The sequence below is a fragment of the Pseudoalteromonas aurantia 208 genome, from assembly GCF_014858725.1.
GTDB classification, from domain to species: domain Bacteria; phylum Pseudomonadota; class Gammaproteobacteria; order Enterobacterales; family Alteromonadaceae; genus Pseudoalteromonas; species Pseudoalteromonas aurantia.
The window spans coordinates 1,232,818-1,251,506 of sequence record NZ_AQGV01000015.1 but is presented as its reverse complement, the minus strand read 5'-3'; the positions used below and the strand labels follow the sequence as shown (position 1 = coordinate 1,251,506).

Annotated in this window: 15 protein-coding genes; 10 read left to right on the top strand and 5 right to left on the bottom strand. The window is 40.3% G+C overall.

From position 1 onward, the window contains the following. Position 1: 1 nt before the first annotated feature. Genes glgB through PAUR_RS23440 form a run of 3 tightly spaced genes read right to left on the bottom strand, consistent with a single transcriptional unit; the run spans position 2 to position 4,523 of the window. The gene (glgB, locus tag PAUR_RS23450) at positions 2–2,230 is read right to left on the bottom strand and encodes a 1,4-alpha-glucan branching protein GlgB (RefSeq protein WP_192510130.1); all 2,229 of its coding nucleotides are present in this window, start codon (positions 2,228–2,230) and stop codon (positions 2–4) included. Then, the gene (gene malQ / locus PAUR_RS23445; RefSeq protein WP_192510129.1) at positions 2,223–4,211 is read right to left on the bottom strand and encodes a 4-alpha-glucanotransferase; all 1,989 of its coding nucleotides are present in this window, start codon (positions 4,209–4,211) and stop codon (positions 2,223–2,225) included. Before malQ ends, glgB begins: the two co-directional genes overlap by 8 nt. Before the next feature lie 6 nt (positions 4,212–4,217). Continuing rightward, on the bottom strand, positions 4,218–4,523 hold the full coding sequence (locus PAUR_RS23440) for an isoamylase early set domain-containing protein (RefSeq protein WP_192510128.1): 306 nt from the start codon (positions 4,521–4,523) through the stop codon (positions 4,218–4,220). Between the two features lie 466 nt (positions 4,524–4,989). Here PAUR_RS23440 and PAUR_RS23435 point away from each other — a divergent pair, with 466 nt between their 5' ends. Then, a complete protein-coding gene (locus tag PAUR_RS23435) occupies positions 4,990–6,906 on the top strand; it encodes a putative bifunctional diguanylate cyclase/phosphodiesterase (RefSeq protein WP_192510127.1) in 1,917 nt (638 codons plus the stop codon). A 7-nt stretch (positions 6,907–6,913) separates the two neighbouring features. Here the strand turns inward: PAUR_RS23435 and PAUR_RS23430 are convergent, their stop codons facing one another. Continuing rightward, entirely contained in the window at positions 6,914–7,342 is a 429-nt protein-coding gene (locus tag PAUR_RS23430) for an Lrp/AsnC family transcriptional regulator (protein WP_192510126.1), read from the bottom strand. Between the two features lie 232 nt (positions 7,343–7,574). Here PAUR_RS23430 and PAUR_RS23425 point away from each other — a divergent pair, with 232 nt between their 5' ends. The 6 genes from PAUR_RS23425 (at position 7,575) to PAUR_RS23400 (ending at position 14,933) form a co-directional block, all read left to right on the top strand. Next, positions 7,575–8,780: an aspartate aminotransferase family protein gene (locus PAUR_RS23425; RefSeq protein WP_192510125.1), complete on the top strand. Its 1,206-nt coding sequence runs from the start codon at positions 7,575–7,577 to the stop codon at positions 8,778–8,780. Positions 8,781–8,821: 41 nt separating this feature from the next. Next, positions 8,822–9,841, top strand: coding sequence for an arginine N-succinyltransferase (astA, locus tag PAUR_RS23420; RefSeq protein WP_192510124.1), 1,020 nt, complete (start codon positions 8,822–8,824; stop codon positions 9,839–9,841). A 69-nt stretch (positions 9,842–9,910) separates the two neighbouring features. Continuing rightward, a complete protein-coding gene (locus PAUR_RS23415; protein ID WP_192510123.1) occupies positions 9,911–10,714 on the top strand; it encodes a DUF1338 domain-containing protein in 804 nt (267 codons plus the stop codon). A 410-nt stretch (positions 10,715–11,124) separates the two neighbouring features. Then, complete coding sequence (locus tag PAUR_RS23410; RefSeq protein ID WP_192510122.1) at positions 11,125–11,481, top strand: adenosine deaminase; 357 nt, start codon at positions 11,125–11,127, stop codon at positions 11,479–11,481. A gap of 4 nt (positions 11,482–11,485) precedes the next feature. Continuing rightward, positions 11,486–13,279, top strand: coding sequence for a lipoprotein N-acyltransferase Lnb domain-containing protein (locus PAUR_RS23405; protein WP_192510121.1), 1,794 nt, complete (start codon positions 11,486–11,488; stop codon positions 13,277–13,279). A 334-nt stretch (positions 13,280–13,613) separates the two neighbouring features. Next, positions 13,614–14,933, top strand: a complete 1,320-nt coding sequence (locus PAUR_RS23400) for a DUF2252 family protein (protein WP_192510120.1) — start codon at positions 13,614–13,616, stop codon at positions 14,931–14,933. On the opposite strand, the gene PAUR_RS23395 is transcribed toward PAUR_RS23400, so the two are convergent. After that, positions 14,898–15,839: a ribonuclease Z gene (locus PAUR_RS23395; RefSeq protein WP_192510119.1), complete on the bottom strand. Its 942-nt coding sequence runs from the start codon at positions 15,837–15,839 to the stop codon at positions 14,898–14,900. The two genes, PAUR_RS23400 and PAUR_RS23395, sit on opposite strands and share 36 nt — an antisense overlap. 75 nt (positions 15,840–15,914) lie before the next feature. Here PAUR_RS23395 and PAUR_RS23390 point away from each other — a divergent pair, with 75 nt between their 5' ends. From PAUR_RS23390 to PAUR_RS23385, 3 genes are all read left to right on the top strand, one after another. Further along, the gene (locus PAUR_RS23390; protein ID WP_192510118.1) at positions 15,915–16,178 is read left to right on the top strand and encodes a DUF3081 family protein; all 264 of its coding nucleotides are present in this window, start codon (positions 15,915–15,917) and stop codon (positions 16,176–16,178) included. 59 nt (positions 16,179–16,237) lie between these two features. Beyond that, on the top strand, positions 16,238–16,516 hold the full coding sequence (locus tag PAUR_RS23735) for a hypothetical protein (protein WP_404821730.1): 279 nt from the start codon (positions 16,238–16,240) through the stop codon (positions 16,514–16,516). Positions 16,517–16,733: 217 nt separating this feature from the next. Next, positions 16,734–18,338 carry an AbgT family transporter gene (locus PAUR_RS23385; RefSeq protein ID WP_192510117.1) on the top strand — a complete coding sequence of 535 codons (1,605 nt, stop codon included), beginning with the start codon at positions 16,734–16,736 and terminating at the stop codon, positions 18,336–18,338. Positions 18,339–18,689: the final 351 nt, after the last annotated feature.

The following is an 18,689-nucleotide window of genomic DNA, read 5'->3' as shown; positions in this document are numbered from 1 at the left end:
GTTAACCCGTAATTCGCTTTAAGTACACTGTGGCTAAAGGAGGAATTGTAAGCACAATACTATTGTCGAAGCCATGCGCAGCGGTTGACGTTGATTCAATCAATTGCTGTTTTGCTGCAACGGCCTTCACACCAGAGCCATGTAGGTTTTCATCATCTGTGTTTAAGATAACTTCATACACGCCACGCAGCGGTACGCCAATTTTGTACTGATGAAACACTTGTGGGGTAAAGTGACTAATGACCACAATAAGATCATCCTTAGAATGACCATACCTGGCAAAACTAAAAATACTTTGCTCCGCATTATCACCATCAATCCACTGAAAGCCCGCTGGTGAGTTATCGCATTCATGCAATGCGCATTCTTTTTTATAGACGTGATTTAATAATTTGACCGTTGCTTGTATTCCCGAATGAGCTGCTGAATCAAGTAATTGCCAATCTAAGCCTTGATTGTGATCCCATTCTGACCGAGGTGCCAATTCACTCCCCATAAACAACAGCTTTTTACCCGGATGTGCATACATAAAACCGTAATACGCTCTCAATGTTGCAAACTGTTGCCAATCATCTCCGGGCATTTTACTCAACAATGCCCCTTTGCCATGAACGACTTCATCATGACTAAGTGGCAAGATATAGTTTTCAGAATAAGCGTACGCCATAGAGAATGTCATTTCATGATGATGATAACGGCGATGAATGGGGTCGCGACTGACATAATTTAAACTGTCATTCATCCACCCCATATTCCACTTGAACCCGAAGCCTAACCCGTTATTGTTAACACTATTAGTGACGCCTGGCCATGCTGTTGACTCTTCTGCAACCATCATAATATTTGGGTTGTGTCCATAACATCGACTATTTACGTCTTGAATACATGCAATTGCGCCTAGATTTTCACGTCCGCCATGTTTATTTGCAATCCATTCACCATCATTACGACTGTAGTCTAAGTAAAGCATTGATGCGACAGCATCCACCCGTAACCCATCGAGGTTAAACTCGCTAAGCCAATACATCGCATTTGCAAGCAGGAAGCTCTTTACTTCTGGTCGATCGTAATTATAAATATAGGTATTCCAGTCTGGGTGGAAACCTTGCCTAACGTCAGCATGCTCGTATAAATGTGTGCCATCAAATTTATGTAAACCGTGTGGATCTGAAGGAAAGTGCCCTGGCACCCAGTCGATTAAAAGCCCTAAGTTTTCATCTTCACACCGTTCAACAAAGTAAATGAAATCATCGTAACTCCCAAAACGGCTTGTCGGCGAGAATAACCCAACTGGTTGATAGCCCCATGACCCATCGAAAGGGTATTCACTCACAGGCATTAACTGCAGATGTGTAAAGCCTAAGTCCTTTACATAAGGAAGCAAATCATCCGCTAATTCGCGATAGGTTAAAAAGCGGTTACCCTCTTCAGCGCGGCGTTTCCATGAACCAAGCTGCACTTCATAAATGCTAATAGGGGCGTCAACTTCATTGCGTTTAGCTCTGTTGTTTAACTGCTTAGATGAAGGTTTTTTTCTTACGGTCAAAGGCTGTATCACAGAGGCGGTACCTGGCGCTTGTTGCATCTTAAAAGCAAAAGGGTCCGCTCTATCTTTCACATTCCCGTAACTGTCAACAACGGAATACTTGTATATTTGCCCTGCGTTCAGTGCTGGTATAAACAATTCCCAAATACCACTGGCTGGATGCTTACGCATGAAATGCTCTGTTCGCTGCCAACAATTAAACTCGCCAATGACCGAAACACTTTGTGCATTCGGAGCCCACACAGCAAACCGTACACCACTTACATTTTCATGAGAAACAAAATGGGCGCCAAGATGGCGATATGCATGCTCCAGTGTCCCCTCATTAAATAAGTACAATACACTGTCACTTAAGTTGCTACCGAAACGATAGACATCGTCTTTTAAAACTGTTTGGTCTGCATATGCCACATCTAGCTTATACGGAATTGGCAGATCATCTTTATTCACTCTTATTAAAAATAAATCACTGTTCACATAACGTTTAAATACGGATTTATGGTTTTTTCCTACTAACGAAACGTGTTTCGCACTCGGCAAATAAACACGTACTTCGTACTCTGTATCACTGACTTTATGCGCTCCTAAAAACGAGAATGGGTCACCAAATACCCCTGCTTGGAGTGCTGCCAGCTGCGCTGAATAGTCATGTATCTTATTGGTTGGTTTTAATATGCTATTCATGACCTGTCCTAATATCCGTTAAATTTTTAATGAAATGGGCGTGTTCCGCAAAAATATCGTCAATTGAATGCGTCAAACGTCTTCGCCAATTAGGGTACTCTTTATCTGTGCCTGGTATATTTACTGGTAATGATTGAAAATCTAAATCATCGAGTTGAAGGCAAAGGAGTTTAGATGGTGAACTTGCTAATACAATCAGTAACGCCTGATAAATCGCATCCGACTCACTACTTTGCGTCAGACCATTTTTGCCATGTTCTGATAGCCAGGTTAACAATCGTTGCCGCTCAACACTTCGCTTCTGTTGCTCAGTACCGAGTTCACGCTCTGTGATCAAATTGTAAGTATACTTAAGTTGCAAATCATCACCGTACCACCAGCCCTTAAATGGAGGAACATCATGATTAGCAACCATCAAAATCGTATCTTCACGCAAACAATCACGTGGTACAAAGTTTCCATGATGGTCTTTTTCAAAATAGAAAAGAATATTTCCAAATAATGACGCTTCTTTCATTGAAGTAACCACCTCTGGCGGCACAACCCCGAGGTCTTCTCCAATGATCATGCTCTGAGCAATATTTGACTCGATTTTCAATATCGCCATTAAATGTTCAAAGGGGTAGTAAACATAACAACCACTTTGTTCCTGCTCTACTTGTAAACACCACCAAAGCCGGCGCAATGCCATTACGTGATCGATGCGCAGTCCACCTACATAATTTAAATTACTGCGCACTAATGTTTTAAAAAAACTAAACTGGTTATGTTTAATCTTCACCGGATCTAAAGCGGGCAACCCCCAATTTTGTCCCCCTTCAGCCCAAGGGTCCGGTGGCGCGCCAACATTTGCATTTCCAGCATATAATTGACTATTTTCTATATATTCAATGCCATCTTCTGCACAACCTACCGCTAAGTCATTTATTAACCCAACCGACATCCCACTTCGCTTTGCAACTTCTTGACACCTCTGCAGTTGTCTTGAGGCAAGCCATTGGCAAAAAACAGCGAAGCCGTCTCCCTTTAAACCTGTCAGCAAAGTGCTTTGCTCAGATTGATAGCAAATGAATTGTGTTTTTAAATCCTCGGGTGCATGAGACTTAAACCCTTTATATAGTCCCTGTAGAACTGAATGTTTAACGTCACTAATCAAGCTATAATTAATGTATTGTTCTTGCTTTTGAGTTTCTAAAAGCTTGGACGCAGCTTCTAACAGTGCGTTATATTCATCACTGTCATGTGCCCAACGGCAGTTATCTAATGAAATATAAAGTGGATTAATTAATCCCCTATGGTTTGGGCTATATGGGCTGGCTCTATCTGGCTCATCTGGAAACAATAAGTGCAAAGGGTTAAGTAAGACAAAGTCGCAGCCTGATTTAGCACTGGCAATAATTAACGCTTCGAGGTCTAAAAAGTCCCCTATCCCCAAATTTCTCTCGCTTTTTAGCGTATACAGTTGGACTGATATCCCTAATTGCTTTTTTTCTATGGGATTGAAACATTGATTTGGAGTAGACCAGATTTGAGTATTATATTGACCCCAAGGTAACGAAATAACAGCATCATGATAGCCAATAGGCATCGGTGGCAATGGTACCTCTAGTTCCAAATACGTTATATTGTCATAATAATATTCACCGGTAACTTTTAAATGCGCAGTATCAAAATTATGCTCGTAGTTGATAGTTCGAACTGATATGACGCCGTGTGTAACTCTGTTATGCGCAGGTACTTTGATGCTCAGTGTACTACAGTGAGCATCAACTAAGCTGACTTCAGGTACTACCGATTGCCACTGAACCACGTCTAGCTGATAATTTAACTCAGCGATAATTTGCTCATCGTTGGTATCAATGCCGCAAGCCTGTAACGCTTGGCTACGGGTATTTTGATCAAAAATGACATGCTCACCGGTGTACTTAACATAGTCGTAGCCAACACCATGCAAGTAAAATAATTGCTGTAATCCACTCATTTGTATCTACAGCGCTGTTTTTTGGGTATTTACCACACTATTTTGTGTGCCAAAACTATTGGTAACATAAGCATCTGCTTTGTGGTCGTTATCCCATAGCTCTCCATCAATCAAATATCTAAAATGGAACTGTTTATCTGTTGGTAAGCGATATTTGCTCTTAAACGTCCGTTCCTTTTTATTAAACTTCATCGTCACGGGTTCCCAATCTGTAAACTCAGCAACCAGTTGCACTTTTTTTGCTTCAGGGTGAGAAAATGCGAATGTGACTTCAGCTTCGTCTTTTGTTTTAAAAAAACGTTTTGTTAACATAGCAGGCTCCAAATAAATCGTTTTGGGTAATTACGTCCTTGCCCCTGCGCCGTGCTTTTAACTACTCAACAATCGGAAACGGTGGGCATCATTGCACATTACAACAAAACAATATTTATGCTTTATGACAGTGCAACAGTTCAGTATTTGCACCAACTAGGTGCTATTTAATACCATTTAAGTCTAAATTTTCATTCTTGCTAGTATAATTAGCAAAACATAGACCAAATTGTGAGAGTTATTAAAAATTAGGTGAGAACTCTTCTCATGTAAAGTGAATTTATCTAAAGATTGACTACAATCATTGTATTGTTTATTCCTTTTGCAATAATCGTGGTAAGCAGTAAACTTAATTGAAATAAAGGAAAAAAGGGTGTAAAAGATTATAATTCTAATGGCTTAGATATGTATAATAGGGTGTCACGTCAAAGCGCGAGTTAATTTAAGGTTCTGGATTTAGCCAATTATGAGTAAAACATTAAAAGTATTAAGCTTTTTAGCAGTGAGCACGTTTTTATTTGGCTATGTTTTTAACATACTTTTTTCGAAGACCTGCGTCGATGCTCGCTTGGGATTTAATAATATATCACTAGTTGAAATTGCTGATCATTCAAGCTCAGAAATGCCAACGCCTTGGTATCAGCTATTCATATTTGGTCAACAGTTTTTCACCTATCAAGACGACACGTTCGTACTTTTAGATAAGCATAACGATAATTTAATACTCGCTAAAAACTCAGAATTACTAACAACCACATTGTTATCGCCAACTGCTTTGGTGAGTTTTTGTATGTTGATATTCACACTAATCTATCTGTTTAGGGCTGAACGGAAAAAATATAGGCATAACATCGCGCTAAACTTGGTCCGCACCGACGTGACTAAATTACTAGAATCTCTTGATATCAAAACTCAAATTTTGCAGCATGGTGGACTACTAGCGCAAATAAGCCATGCAGTCCATGTCATAGCAGATAACGTTGATCGTATTAAACTACAAACAGATAGCAACCTATATCAAGATAAATTGACTCAGCTCATCGATCGCCATGCCTATCTAGAACATCTAGATATTCAATTAACAGAAGCCGAAAAAAAGCACCAACATTGTGGCTTACTATTTATTGACTTAGATGGGTTTAAACAAGTTAATGATTCATTTGGCCATAGCTTTGGTGATGAAATTCTTATTCAAGTTGCAAATCGCTTATCCAGCATCGTCAAGCAGTATGATATTCAAGATATCCACCCAATCCATGGCCTCGAACAAAATTTATCTCGCTTAGGGGGGGATGAATTTTCAATATTTATTCCCAAAATTGAAGACGCTAGCTTTTGTACCCGCGTGTCACAAACTATTTTAAATGAAATCGAAAGAGATTTTGTGCTCGGCAATAAAATAGTTAAAATTGGCGCGAGTATTGGTATTGCTATCTACCCAGAGAGTGCTTCTCACCCGCACGCCTTGTTGCAAATGGCTGATGTTGCAATGTATCGAGCAAAAACCGACGGTCGAGGTATTTTCAAAGTTTATTCTCCAGAAATGGGCAGTAAAATCCGTCGCTATCACTACCTATTAGAAGAGTTACGACTCGCAATTGCATCGCAAAACTTTCATTTATCTTTTCAACCAATAGTACATGTTGAAGACTGTGCAATTGATTACTTTGAAGCGCTAATACGTTGGCATCACCCCATAGAAGGATTGATACCCCCTGCTGAATTTATTCCGATTGCAGAAGAGTCAAACCTCATCTTGGAGTTAGGGGATTGGATATTATTAGAGTCATGTCGTCAAATGTCGGCATGGCACAATGCCGGAATGAAAAAGGTCAAAATCTCAGTCAATGTATCTGGAATTCAGTTAAAACACCGGCCAATCGCCAAATGGGTTGAACAAACATTAGAAAAAACAGGACTGCCGGCCAGTTCACTGATGCTTGAAATTACAGAATCAACGCTTATCACAGCCAGTGAAGAAATCATCGAGCAACTTGAGGCCTGTCGCCGAGCGGGTGTAACGATTGCGATTGATGATTTTGGTACTGGATTTAGTTCGCTTAGCACACTTGCAGACCTGCCAATTGATGTTATTAAAATTGATAAACTATTTATTACACAGGCCAGTCAAAATCAGAAATATCATAAAATACTGAACTCAATCAGCGAGCTGGGTAACCAACTTGGACTTAAAATTGTTGCTGAAGGTGTTGAGCAAGCCGAACAGTTCGAACTGGTCAAAAGTATGGGGATCCGATGTGTTCAAGGCTATCTTGTAAGTCGCCCCGAAACGTCACACAACGTCGGCACTAAAGTGCTCAAAGGCAATGTCAATCATATTGCCTCAACGGGGACAAGTATTTGGTTACCTGACAGTAAATAGCCAAAGTTTAACGTGTAAACTTGGTTTCTAAAACGACCGATGAATTTGTTCGTTCGACTCCATCTAAATTGCCAATATCATCTAATATATGGTTAAGCTGCTCAAGGCTTTGTGCTTCAACTAAAGCAATCATATCGTATTCCCCACTAATGGCATACAACGCACTGACTTGATTGATATGCTTCAAAGCTATAGTGGTTTGAGTAGTGAGCTTTTGCCGCACTTTGATTGATACATGCGCAGACACTAAACCCGCAATATAGGCTGCGCCAAATTCAACACTGTAGCCTTTAATGACCCCTGACAGCTCAAGCTTTAGTAACCGACTTTGCACTGTAGAACGAGAGACATCTAAGTTTCTCGCTAAATCTGAAATACTGGCACGTGCATTACCTCGTAACAAACCAATGAGCTTTTCATCTTGTGAATTTATCATATTGACTATTAACTTCGTTATTTTGACTTTTATTTTAATCAATTTGTACATTTTTGCACTGCATATTTACTTCATTACCAGTAATAATGGGCCTAATAAATAGAACATATACAGTATTGAACACTAAAATCGCTTTTGAGTTACCAAACAATTTAATCAAAAGACGTTGTCTTCATATGAATTCGTTTGCTTAGTGGTCAATAGTAGTTGAAGTAAAATAGAGGAAGTTGTCATGCAAGCTAACCGTGAATTATTCGATCAAGTTATGGTACCTAACTATAACCCGTCAGAAATTATCCCAGTAAAAGGTAAAGGCTCTCGAGTTTGGGATCAAAAAGGCGATGAATATATCGATTTTGCAGGTGGTATCGCTGTTAACTGCTTGGGTCACTGCCACCCTGCTTTAGTTAATGCACTAAAAGAGCAAGGGGAAAAAATTTGGCACCTATCTAATGTCATGACAAATGAACCTGCACTTCGCCTCGCAAAAAAAATTACCGACGCGACATTTGCTGACAAAGTCTATTTTGCCAATTCAGGTGCCGAAGCTAATGAAGCTGCACTCAAGCTTGCTCGCAGGTTTGCACTTGATAAACACGGTGACCATAAAACACAAATTATTGCTTTTAATAAAGGTTTTCATGGTAGAACATTCTTTACCGTGACTGTAGGTGGACAAGCCGCTTATTCTGACGGTTTTGGCCCTAAACCTGCTGATATCGTACATTGTGATTACAATGATTTAGCCGCATTTGAAGCCCTAATTAGCGACACTACCTGTGCCGTAATGATGGAGCCATTGCAAGGTGAAGGCGGTATCATTTCACCTAACAAAGATTTTATCGAAGGGGTGAGAGCTCTTTGTACCAAACACAACGCTTTGCTTATTTTTGACGAAGTGCAAACAGGCGTAGGTCGTACAGGCGACTTATACGCATATCAAGGGCTGAATGTTACACCTGATATTTTAACCACAGCAAAAGCGCTAGGTGGTGGCTTTCCAATCGGCGCTATGATCACCACAACAGACATTGCTGAACATTTAAAAATAGGTACTCATGGTTCAACCTATGGCGGTAACCCACTCGCTTGCGCTGTTGCTGAAGCTGCTTTTGACACGGTAAATACATCATCGGTTTTGGACGATGTTAAACGTAAAGAACAACTTTTCCGTGAAGGCCTATCTGCCATCAATGACAAGTTTAAAGTATTTAGTGAAATCAGAGGAAAAGGATTGCTACTCGGTGCCGTTTTAAATGACGATTACACAGGGCGTGCGCGTGACTTTTTAGTTGCAAGCACCAAGAATGGATTAATGGCACTGGTCGCTGGCACGAACGTTGTTCGCTTCACGCCATCATTAGTCATTTCTGATGATGACATAAAAGCTGGTTTAGCACGCTTTGAGCTTGCTGTTGCTGATGTCGTTAATGGTTAATTCAGTTAGGGGCTCTTGATCAGAGCCCCTAAGGTTGCACTATGCATATATTAAGACCAATTAAAAGCACTGATTTTGATGCACTACGTCAAATAGCTGAAGAGTCTGGCCATGGCTTCACATCATTACCTGTGAATGATGACATGCTCAGAGAAAAAATAAATCGCTCAGAGCAAAGTTTTATAAAGCAGATATCTACACCGCAGGACGAGGGGTATTTATTTGTTCTTGAAGACAGCGAAACAGGCGATATAATGGGTACAACCGCCATCGAAGCCGCCGTTGGTATGACAGTTCCACTGTATCATTATCATCAAGGTAAAACAGTACACCACTCCCCAACACTTGGCGTATATAACACGGTTGATATTTTATCTATGTGTAATGACTACACTGGCGCGAGTGAAATATGTACTCTGTTTTTACGAGAGCCATATCGTAAAGGCCTAGCTGGTCGGTTTTTAAGCCGTTCGCGATTTACTTTTATGGCGGATCACAGTGATCGGTTTAGTAATACGGTAATTGCTGAAATGCGAGGGGTCAGTGATGAAAATGGGCATTCTCCATTTTGGCAATGGCTACAAGAACATTTTTTCAGCATTGAATTCCCTCAAGCAGACCACTTAGTAGGACTTGGCGAAAAGGTATTCATCAGCGAATTAATGCCAAAGTACCCTATTTACGCCAACTTACTGAGCGAAAAAGCACAAGCGGTTATTGGTAATGTGCATGAAAAAACTAAACCAGCATTACGCCTGTTAGAAAAAGAAGGTTTTGAACATCGAGGCTATGTTGACCTATTTGATGCAGGCCCCACCGTTGAAGCGAGACTCCACAATATTCAAACGGTACAAGACTCATCTGTGGCAAAAGTGAATATCTGCGAGCCAACCGGAACCGGCAGTCTGGCAATTTCCAATCAGAAGCTCAATGACTTTAGAGCAACTTTCACTGAAGAAGCGCTTTACCATCCGCAAAATAACACTCTAGACTTACATCCAAACGTAGCGAACGCACTGAATGTAACCTCAGGTGATAACGTGAGAATATTTAAATTATAACCTTGATGCGTCGAGCTTAATTCGCACCAAGTTTAACGCGATGTCAATCGCAATATATAGGACCCCATTATGCACAACAATGTCGACAAATTATTTCAATCTCTGTGGAATAACTATTTAGAAGTGACGCCTTCAGCAGTCAAAGTCCACGAATTACTGGGCTCAACTCAAAAAGATGATGTAATCAATGATCATATTGCTTTACGTACCTTTAATCTGGAAAAAGTAGGGCTAGAAAAACTCGCAGCACACTTTATCGCAGTTGGTTATAAAGAGTGTGGGGAATACCATTTTGAAGCTAAGAAGCTGTATGCCAAACACTATGAACATTCAGATCCGACTAAACCGAAGGTATTTATTTCAGAACTGCTAGTAGAAAAGTGCTCTGACACAGTACAAGCAGCTGTAAAAGACATGGTAGCAAAAATAGATGAACATGCTATCACAGCTGATAATTTCTTATATTCAGGTACCCATTGGCAAGTAAGCCATGACACATACAAAGCATTGCTTGCTGAAAGTGAATATGCTGCATGGATGGCCGCTTGGGGGTATCGTGCTAACCACTTTACCGTAAGCATTAATTATTTGAATAACTTTACGACAATTGATGCCGTAAATCAGAATCTAAAGAATGCAGGGTTTGAATTGAATACTGCAGGTGGTGAAGTCAAAGGCTCTCCAGAAGTACTTCTTGAGCAATCATCTACTTTAGCTGACCATCACCCAGTGCAGTTTTCTGATGGAGAATTCAAAATTCCAAGTTGCTTTTACGAGTTTGCGCTACGTTATGCAAAACCAGACGGTGAATTATACACCGGCTTCGTAGCTGCATCTGCCGATAAAATCTTTGAAAGTACGAATGCTAGATAACAGATAAATACAATGCACGTACTATATTGAAAACATTCATATAGTACGTGCAAATCAATACGTTTATAGCACAATATATTACCCTGCATAATGCACTTCGTTCTCTGTTGCTTTGTAATCACTTTATACCTTAACGATAGAGTTAATACATGAGAATTAAATAAATAACAACAACAATAAACCCCTCTCACTTCCCACATGACCGAAATATAAAAAACCTCACAACAATCATAAAAGTTATGATTTAAAACAAAAAATTAGAGTTGCACCATGTATGTATATATTGATATTTCATTTACTTATATTTACGATTAAACCATACAGTTATTGAATAAAACCGAACTATAAGGTACATTCCCTGCGCTCTAAAATATGAGTGTTAGAAATCACAAGAAATTAAGGGAAAATTCATGAAAACGCTATTGTCTGCTACAGTAATCCTTACACTTTCTGGCTGTGCCAGTGTAATGACTTCAGACCAACAAACGATCAATGTAACTTCTTCAAATAATAAAGCGGTAGAAGTACGTGTAGACGACAAAATTATCACGACACCAGGCACTGTCATCGTTCTTCGTGATGGTAAAAATAAAGTTGCGCATAGCACCAGTGGAAATTGCGACAAATCTACTGTTATTGACAAAAAAGTAACGCCTGTATTTTTTGGAAACCTTGTTATTGGTGGTGTATTAGGTTCAACAACAGATGCATCGACAGGCAAAATGTGGGATTACTCTGACGTTGAAGTACAATGTAACCCTGAATAAGTACATGTTCAGTAATACACTAAAAAGCTGCATTCATGCAGCTTTTTTAATCTCTTCCATTTTCATTTCTCAGGCCAGAGCTGAGACAAACGAAATTACGCGCATAGCAAACACCCCAATTTGGTTAACCCTTATTCACTCGTGGCACAGTAACGCACAAATAAGCGACGCTAGCTTCCTTTTAAGTCTTCCTAATTATTCAGCAGCAAACGAATTGACCGAAACATTAGCGCTCATAAAATCGGATTCACAAGCTGCGCTGTGTCGATTTCCAGCTCGTGTGACTTATCTTGCAAATGCTCTAAATATTCAATTAACTGGTGCTCAAATAGAACACTGCCTTGAACTGCAAAAATTTATTAACCATGTGCCATTCGATGCGTTAGACGTTGTTTATGCATCTGAAGTACTTTCATCTGCATCTAGCATGATGGGGCATATTTTTTTAAAAGCGAGCGGTGTTAACTTTAAAGGTAACTTAGTCGAACATTCTTTAGCCTATTTTACCGAAATTGATACTCTCAACCCAGCGAAATTGATTGTCGACAGCACAATAAAAGGCATGCCTGGTTTTTTTTCAGTACGCCCATTTCATAAAGACAAAGCCCAATACCGAGATACAGAGTCTAGAAACCTATGGCAATTTAAATTAGACCTCTCCAGTGCACAAAAAACCTTGATTCAATATCACTTGTGGGAATTAAATCAAATAAATATGACATACTATTTTCAGTCATTTAATTGCGCAACATTAACACTAGAGTTACTTGCTCTTGCCAAGCCAAACATAATGTCAGAACGTAGCATCTTTGTTAGCCCTGCCGATATTGTTAAAGCGGTGTTAAAGCATAAAATGGTTCTTGAAACAAACGTCTCTACAAGCCCAATATGGTTATTTAGTGCACTTAACGATACGATTGATCCAACCGATAAGAAACTCATTGATCAAGCTCTACAATCAGGGCCTGAACATATTGCTGACAAAGCACTACTTAAACGCCCTCTCGTTTATGATTATGCCCGCACTGTTATCGAAAATTCGAAACCGTACAAAAGTACCCATAAACACAATCCTAAAATAACCAATTTACCGAATGAAAAGACAGACCGGCTCGATTTTTCAAACTATAAGCACCCCGCTTTAACTCCACAAGATTCTGGTATTGGTTTGTCATATAGCAATGAGGAGAACGCGGATAAAATTAAGCTTCATTGGTTACCTACAGGGCATTTCATTCATGGTGACAATCGGCAATATCTTAGTGAGTCTGAACTGACGATGGGCAACACAACTTTAGAGGTTGATTTGGACACTGGCGCTGTGAATATAGAAGAGTTATCTATTTACTCGGTTAAAAGCTACGGAAAAGATAACCCGTATTTCCCTATGTTATCGGGCGAATTCTATATCGGTTATCGGCCGTCTTATAATAAGTTATTAGATAACGATTCATTACTAGAAATATCTGGGGCTATCGGTAAAACTATGAATATCTCAAAAGACATTTCTGGATTCTTACTTGTTGGCACTGGGCTGACTTCTGACATTAAACACTCGCAATGGTTTGTGAACTCAAAATCAGGTGTGATCATCGACCTTATTGGTAATTTGAAGCTCATCGCTAGTTATGAAGTCAACTCAGGTAAAGCTAAGCAAACAAATGGGTACCACTCACTGGATACGCATATCAGTTGGTTTCCATCTCAAAATAGTTCAATCACGCTCAGCTTATCCCGTGTAAAAACAAGTCAACTGCAACATCAGAAGCTTGGCTTGCAGTATATAAAGTACTTTTAGTTACCTACTCATTTATCAAAAGCAACGCTGTTTATTGTATGGCTCACGCTAAACAGATAACAGTAGCGCTTTTGACAGTCAACATTCCTTAAATCAAACATGATCTCACTCATGTATTGAGCGTCGTATAATTGTCATAATACTGAGGTAGCGTGACTAAAGTGTCTATCTATGTTATCGATGATTCAAGGTAACTCTATATAAATCAAAGTAGTATATAGTTAAACATAGATACCGCAATACAATAATGAACGCAGATACACAGTGGTTCCGTATTTTTTACGGTATAGAACAGCTAATTTCTTAGTTAAGAACATCGGTTAAAGGACATATTATGATAAGAAAAAACACCATCCGTGAACAACTGCAGCTGGTCGATGAGGTAACCCCTGAACACTCGATCAACAAACATATAAAAATGGCGAGCAGCCCATTTTTCTTTTTCCGTGGTAGTGCCGCTCTTATGTACCAAGACATCGCGTGTGGATTAATCGATATACCACAGGCGCTGTACACATTGCCTTTAACGAATATTGTCGGTGATTGCCATACTGGAAATTTTGGATTCATTAGCGAGGAAGGCTCTCATGGCGACACCTTAATATTTGCGCCTAATGACTTTGATGATGCCTGTATCGGCAATATGATTTGGGATTTGTTCCGGTTCACAGTCAGCCTCTATTTAAGCCAAAAGCATTGTCAGAACTTGCAAGAAAATAGCGATGATTTAAAGCTCCGACAAAAGCCACTCGTTACAGAACAGCAAGTTGACTCTGCTGCATTGGCTTTTTTCGACCAATATTTACATGCATGTACTCGCTCTATCGAGGGCACTCTGAATAATCAATCTGCACTGACTGAATTTGATAAAGAACACATATTGCACAAACGCTGGCAGAAGGGTTTACAGCGCATGGCTGGAGGTGCAGCTTTTTTAACGAGCAGTACACTCGCAAAAGAACTTGACCTCACTAAAGCACCTCTTCGATTCAAAACAAATCCACAGCGCTTTGAGCCAATACCAGAACAACACAAGAGTGATTTAATGAAACATTTCTCACCGTATGTTGACGATACAATATTGGATTGCGTAGAACGGTTAAATGCAGGGACTGGCTCAAATAATATGCGTCGCTACTATTTACTTGTGGGTCCAAAGCAAGTAAACAGCGATGCAAACCAATTAAATCTATGCCACATTGTTGAGGTAAAACAACAGCGTCGTGCAGCACCTTTACATAACTTCCCTTCACTTAGCCCCATAAATGAACTCAATGCCGCGCATCTTACCGTAAATTGTCAACGTAAAATGCAACGTCGACCTGACCTCGTACTTGACGATACACTATGGCAACAACAAAACTGGTTAGTACGGTCTCGTCATCACGCCCGAGTAGGTCTAGACCCTGAAGATTTTTGCTTAGGAAAGCGTGCAGCTCAAAAGCAGGGACTTCAGCAATTTGCGCAAAGCTGTGGTTACACATTAGCACTGGCACATATGCGAGGCGATCGGCGCTCGCTCAATTTCCAGCAACAGTGTATCGATACGTTGCCCGAATATGTACCACATTTAATTCGAGCAGCACACGTTTACGCAAAACAAATAGAGGTTGATTGTTCATTGCTGGCTGAAATGCTTAGCAACGGAGACTGACTCAAAATCTTCAGCCAATAGCAATTGCCCATCATAATAAGTTGCCGCCTCTTGGCGCAACTTATCTAACTGACCGACCCCATGGTAACGCACACTAAAGTGAAATAGCACAAGCAGTGGAATTTGGCATTGCTGTGCAAATTCTGCGACTCTTTTTGCATCCGAGTGACCCGTATGTATGCCTACCTTATGTAAGTCGGACTGCGTAAATGTCGCTTCATGCACCACCACATCAACACCTACTATGTATGGTTTCAATAGTGCCGGTTTTTCATTGTCTCCACATACAATTATTACGCGAGGCCGCCAGCTTGGGTACGTATATTCTTTAGCGCTCAGTAACTTTCCTGAAAAATTAACATCGAAGCCTCGCTGTAATTGATTAAAGTGTGGCCCCGATGGAATACCTTGCTGAGTTAGCTTATTCAGCCTTAATTTATTGGGAATACATTTTTCAGTGATTTTAAAGCCATAGCTCGGGACCCTATGTTGCAGCTTAATAATTTCAATAGCGAAATCATCAAAATTAAGCTTATTGTTTAGCGCCTCAATGATATGGGTATGCAAATCAAATCCGAGTGATAAATCCGTTAACTGCATTGCGTTATGTACAAACTCGATTACTTTTTTTGGCGCAACAAGATTTACGGCCGCTTTTCGACCACTCATAGACATAGATGCCAATAAACCCGGTAAACCATAGCAATGGTCGCCATGTATATGTGTGATACAAATTGTGCCCAAGTGGTACGCGGTATATTGACTTTTGAGGACCTGATGCTGCGAGCCTTCACCACAATCAACTAATAGCCACTCTTTTGATTTATCAAAGCCAATGGCTGTCGCCGACACATTTCTAAATACACTCGGACTTCCTGACGAAGTACCTAAAAATTGGATTTTCATATAAAAAGAACGAAAACTAAGATTACATTAATCGTACCTGAGTTCTAACACGTATGAACAGTAAAAGAGGTGAATATGAAAAATGACATCGACAGCAAAACGATATTGCGTGTCTACGAGTTTATTCAAAAGCATGGTGTACAAAATAATGACCAGAAGCACGTGCATGGTCTCATCGCGTTTTCTGATTTTGATGGATATACCATTTACTTAAAAGGCTGTGGCGTCTTGATGCGCTATGGTTTTCACAATACATATCACCTAGAGTATCAACATGAACGCCAAAAGCACGCCTTCTTAGAAAAAGTTAAGTACCTAGATACGCTCGCGTTATCATAATCAAGGCTAAACCTATGTATCAAAAACGACCCGCACGAGGACGCTTAGCACGCCTTAGAATAGATACTCCTCCTTGTGACTACCTAAACAGTGTGCTCAACGAATTAAGGGTAAATCCGGAAAAATTGCGCATTATCAAATCAAACTGTGAATACTATAAAACTCAGGTTTATTTAAAACGTGGCTTTTTACTTGCTATAGAACGCATTGAGTGGGTCCTCGCATTAGACAATGACATACACAGAATATGTAATCAAATTAGCGCTAACGATTATATTGGTAACCGGATTCGCCTTTATCCTTTGCTGTTTAAGGGGGTGGTTACGGCCCATGAGTAAAGCTGCGTCACTCTCACTCGCAAACGTTGAACACATTGTGACTTAACACAAAGCAGACCTCTACAGACTTAACATAGCAATGTGTTGGAACTTAATGCTGGCGTATTTAATTACTTAACTTTTTAACGCATTAATGACATAAATCACCGTATCTAAATGACCCACGCAATAAAAAGTGATACCTTATCGCCAATTTTTACACTTGAGAAATTCAGCTATGTCAAATGCAGTAGAGACAACAGCTCAAAAGGATGATAACCCTCAACAACCAAAAGGTTGGTTTAACCGTTTTTTAGCCACCGTTGAGTTTTTGGGTAATATGCTTCCCCATCCAATCACTTTATTCGCAATGTTCTGTGTGGCCATCGTGGTATTCAGTGGCATTGCCGACTGGTTTGGGCTCAGCGCCATAGACCCTCGCCCGGAAGGAGCCAAAGGTCGTGATCCTGATGGTATTATCGAAGTCGTCAGCTTACTCAGTGCCGAAGGTCTTCAAAAAATTGTCACCGGCCTTGTAACCAACTTTACGGGTTTCGCGCCTCTTGGAACCGTGCTGGTCGCTCTACTTGGCGTCAGTGTTGCTGAGCACTCAGGGATGTTATCTGCTGCCATGCGTGGCATGGTCATGGGCGCTTCAAAACGACTTGTGACTTTCATGGTCGTATTCGCAGCAATCTTATCAAATACAGCGTCAGAGTTAGGGTATGTTGTCCTTATTCCTTTGGCTGCGATGATCTTTCATAGCTTAGGTCGCCACCCATTAGCTGGTTTGGCTGCTGCATTTGCTGGGGTGTCCGGCGGTTATAGCGCAAACTTGCTGCTCGGTACGATTGATCCACTGCTAGCTGGGATCACAACGCCTGCAGCACAAATGATTGATCCGACCTACCAAGTTGGCCCTGAAGCTAACTGGTACTTCATGATGATATCGGTATTTTTAATCGCTATTGTTGGTACCTTAGTCACAGAAAAAATCGTCGAACCTCGATTAGGGAAGTACAACCCTGAAGAGGCTAGTATCGATTTAAATGAAAATAATATCGATCATTTGTCAGATAAAGAACGTTCAGGATTAAAGTGGGCAGGTGTCTCTTTACTCGTTGTTTCTGCACTATTGGCACTGACAATCGTACCTGAGAACGGCATTTTGCGTCACCCTGAAACAGGAGCAGTCGCAGGCTCTCCTTTCTTAAAAGGCATTGTTGTATTCATTTTTGTTACGTTTGCCATTCCAGGTTTTGTGTATGGTCGCGTTGTTGGCACTATGAAGAACGACCGTGATGTCATTGATGCAATGAGTAAATCAATGAGCTCAATGGGGATGTACATTGTACTTGTGTTCTTTGCAGCACAATTCGTTGCTTTTTTTAAGTGGACAAACTTAGGCACTATTTTAGCAATCAATGGCGCAGCCTTACTACAGGCGCTGCATCTAACCGGTCCTGAAGTATTTGTATTGTTCATACTCATGTGTGCCTTAGTTAACTTAACTTTAGGTTCTTCGTCGGCACAATGGGCCGTCACAGCCCCCATTTTTGTGCCTATGCTCATGCTCATCGGCTATGCTCCTGAAACAATTCAAGCAGCTTATCGAATTGGTGATTCAGTAACTAATCTAATCACACCGATGATGAGTTATTTTGGCTTAATATTGGCAGTCGCCACCAAATATAAGAAAGACATGGGTATTGGCACATTAGTAGCAACTATGTTGCCTTACAGCATGTTTTTCTTAATTGGTTGGGTCGCGTTGTTTTATATTTGGGTGTTTGGATTTGGTTTCCCAGTTGGACCCAACTCCCCTATTTATTACACACCGTAATACACTATAAAAAATGCCAGCTTTGCTGGCATTTTTTATTTAAGTAACCTCAGGTTTGGATAAGGGTTTTGGAATAGAAAATGTTTTGAAAACCAACTTACGTACACTCCAATGATGATATTTTGTTCAATATCAAGGCGCTTCTATCCAGTAATAGCGGGCTATTACAAATGAAAGCAACGCCAAGAGTGAGAAAAATAGCTTTATTGAGCAGATTCGCTTATCCAGAGCTGAGGTTAAGTACATAGTTGTTGATACAAAAAGCGTGAAGGAGAACGTAATTATTTGTTAAATGGTAATTGCTAGCCTAAAGTTGAAAGTTAGAAATTGCCAAAAAGGAGCTTAGGTTTC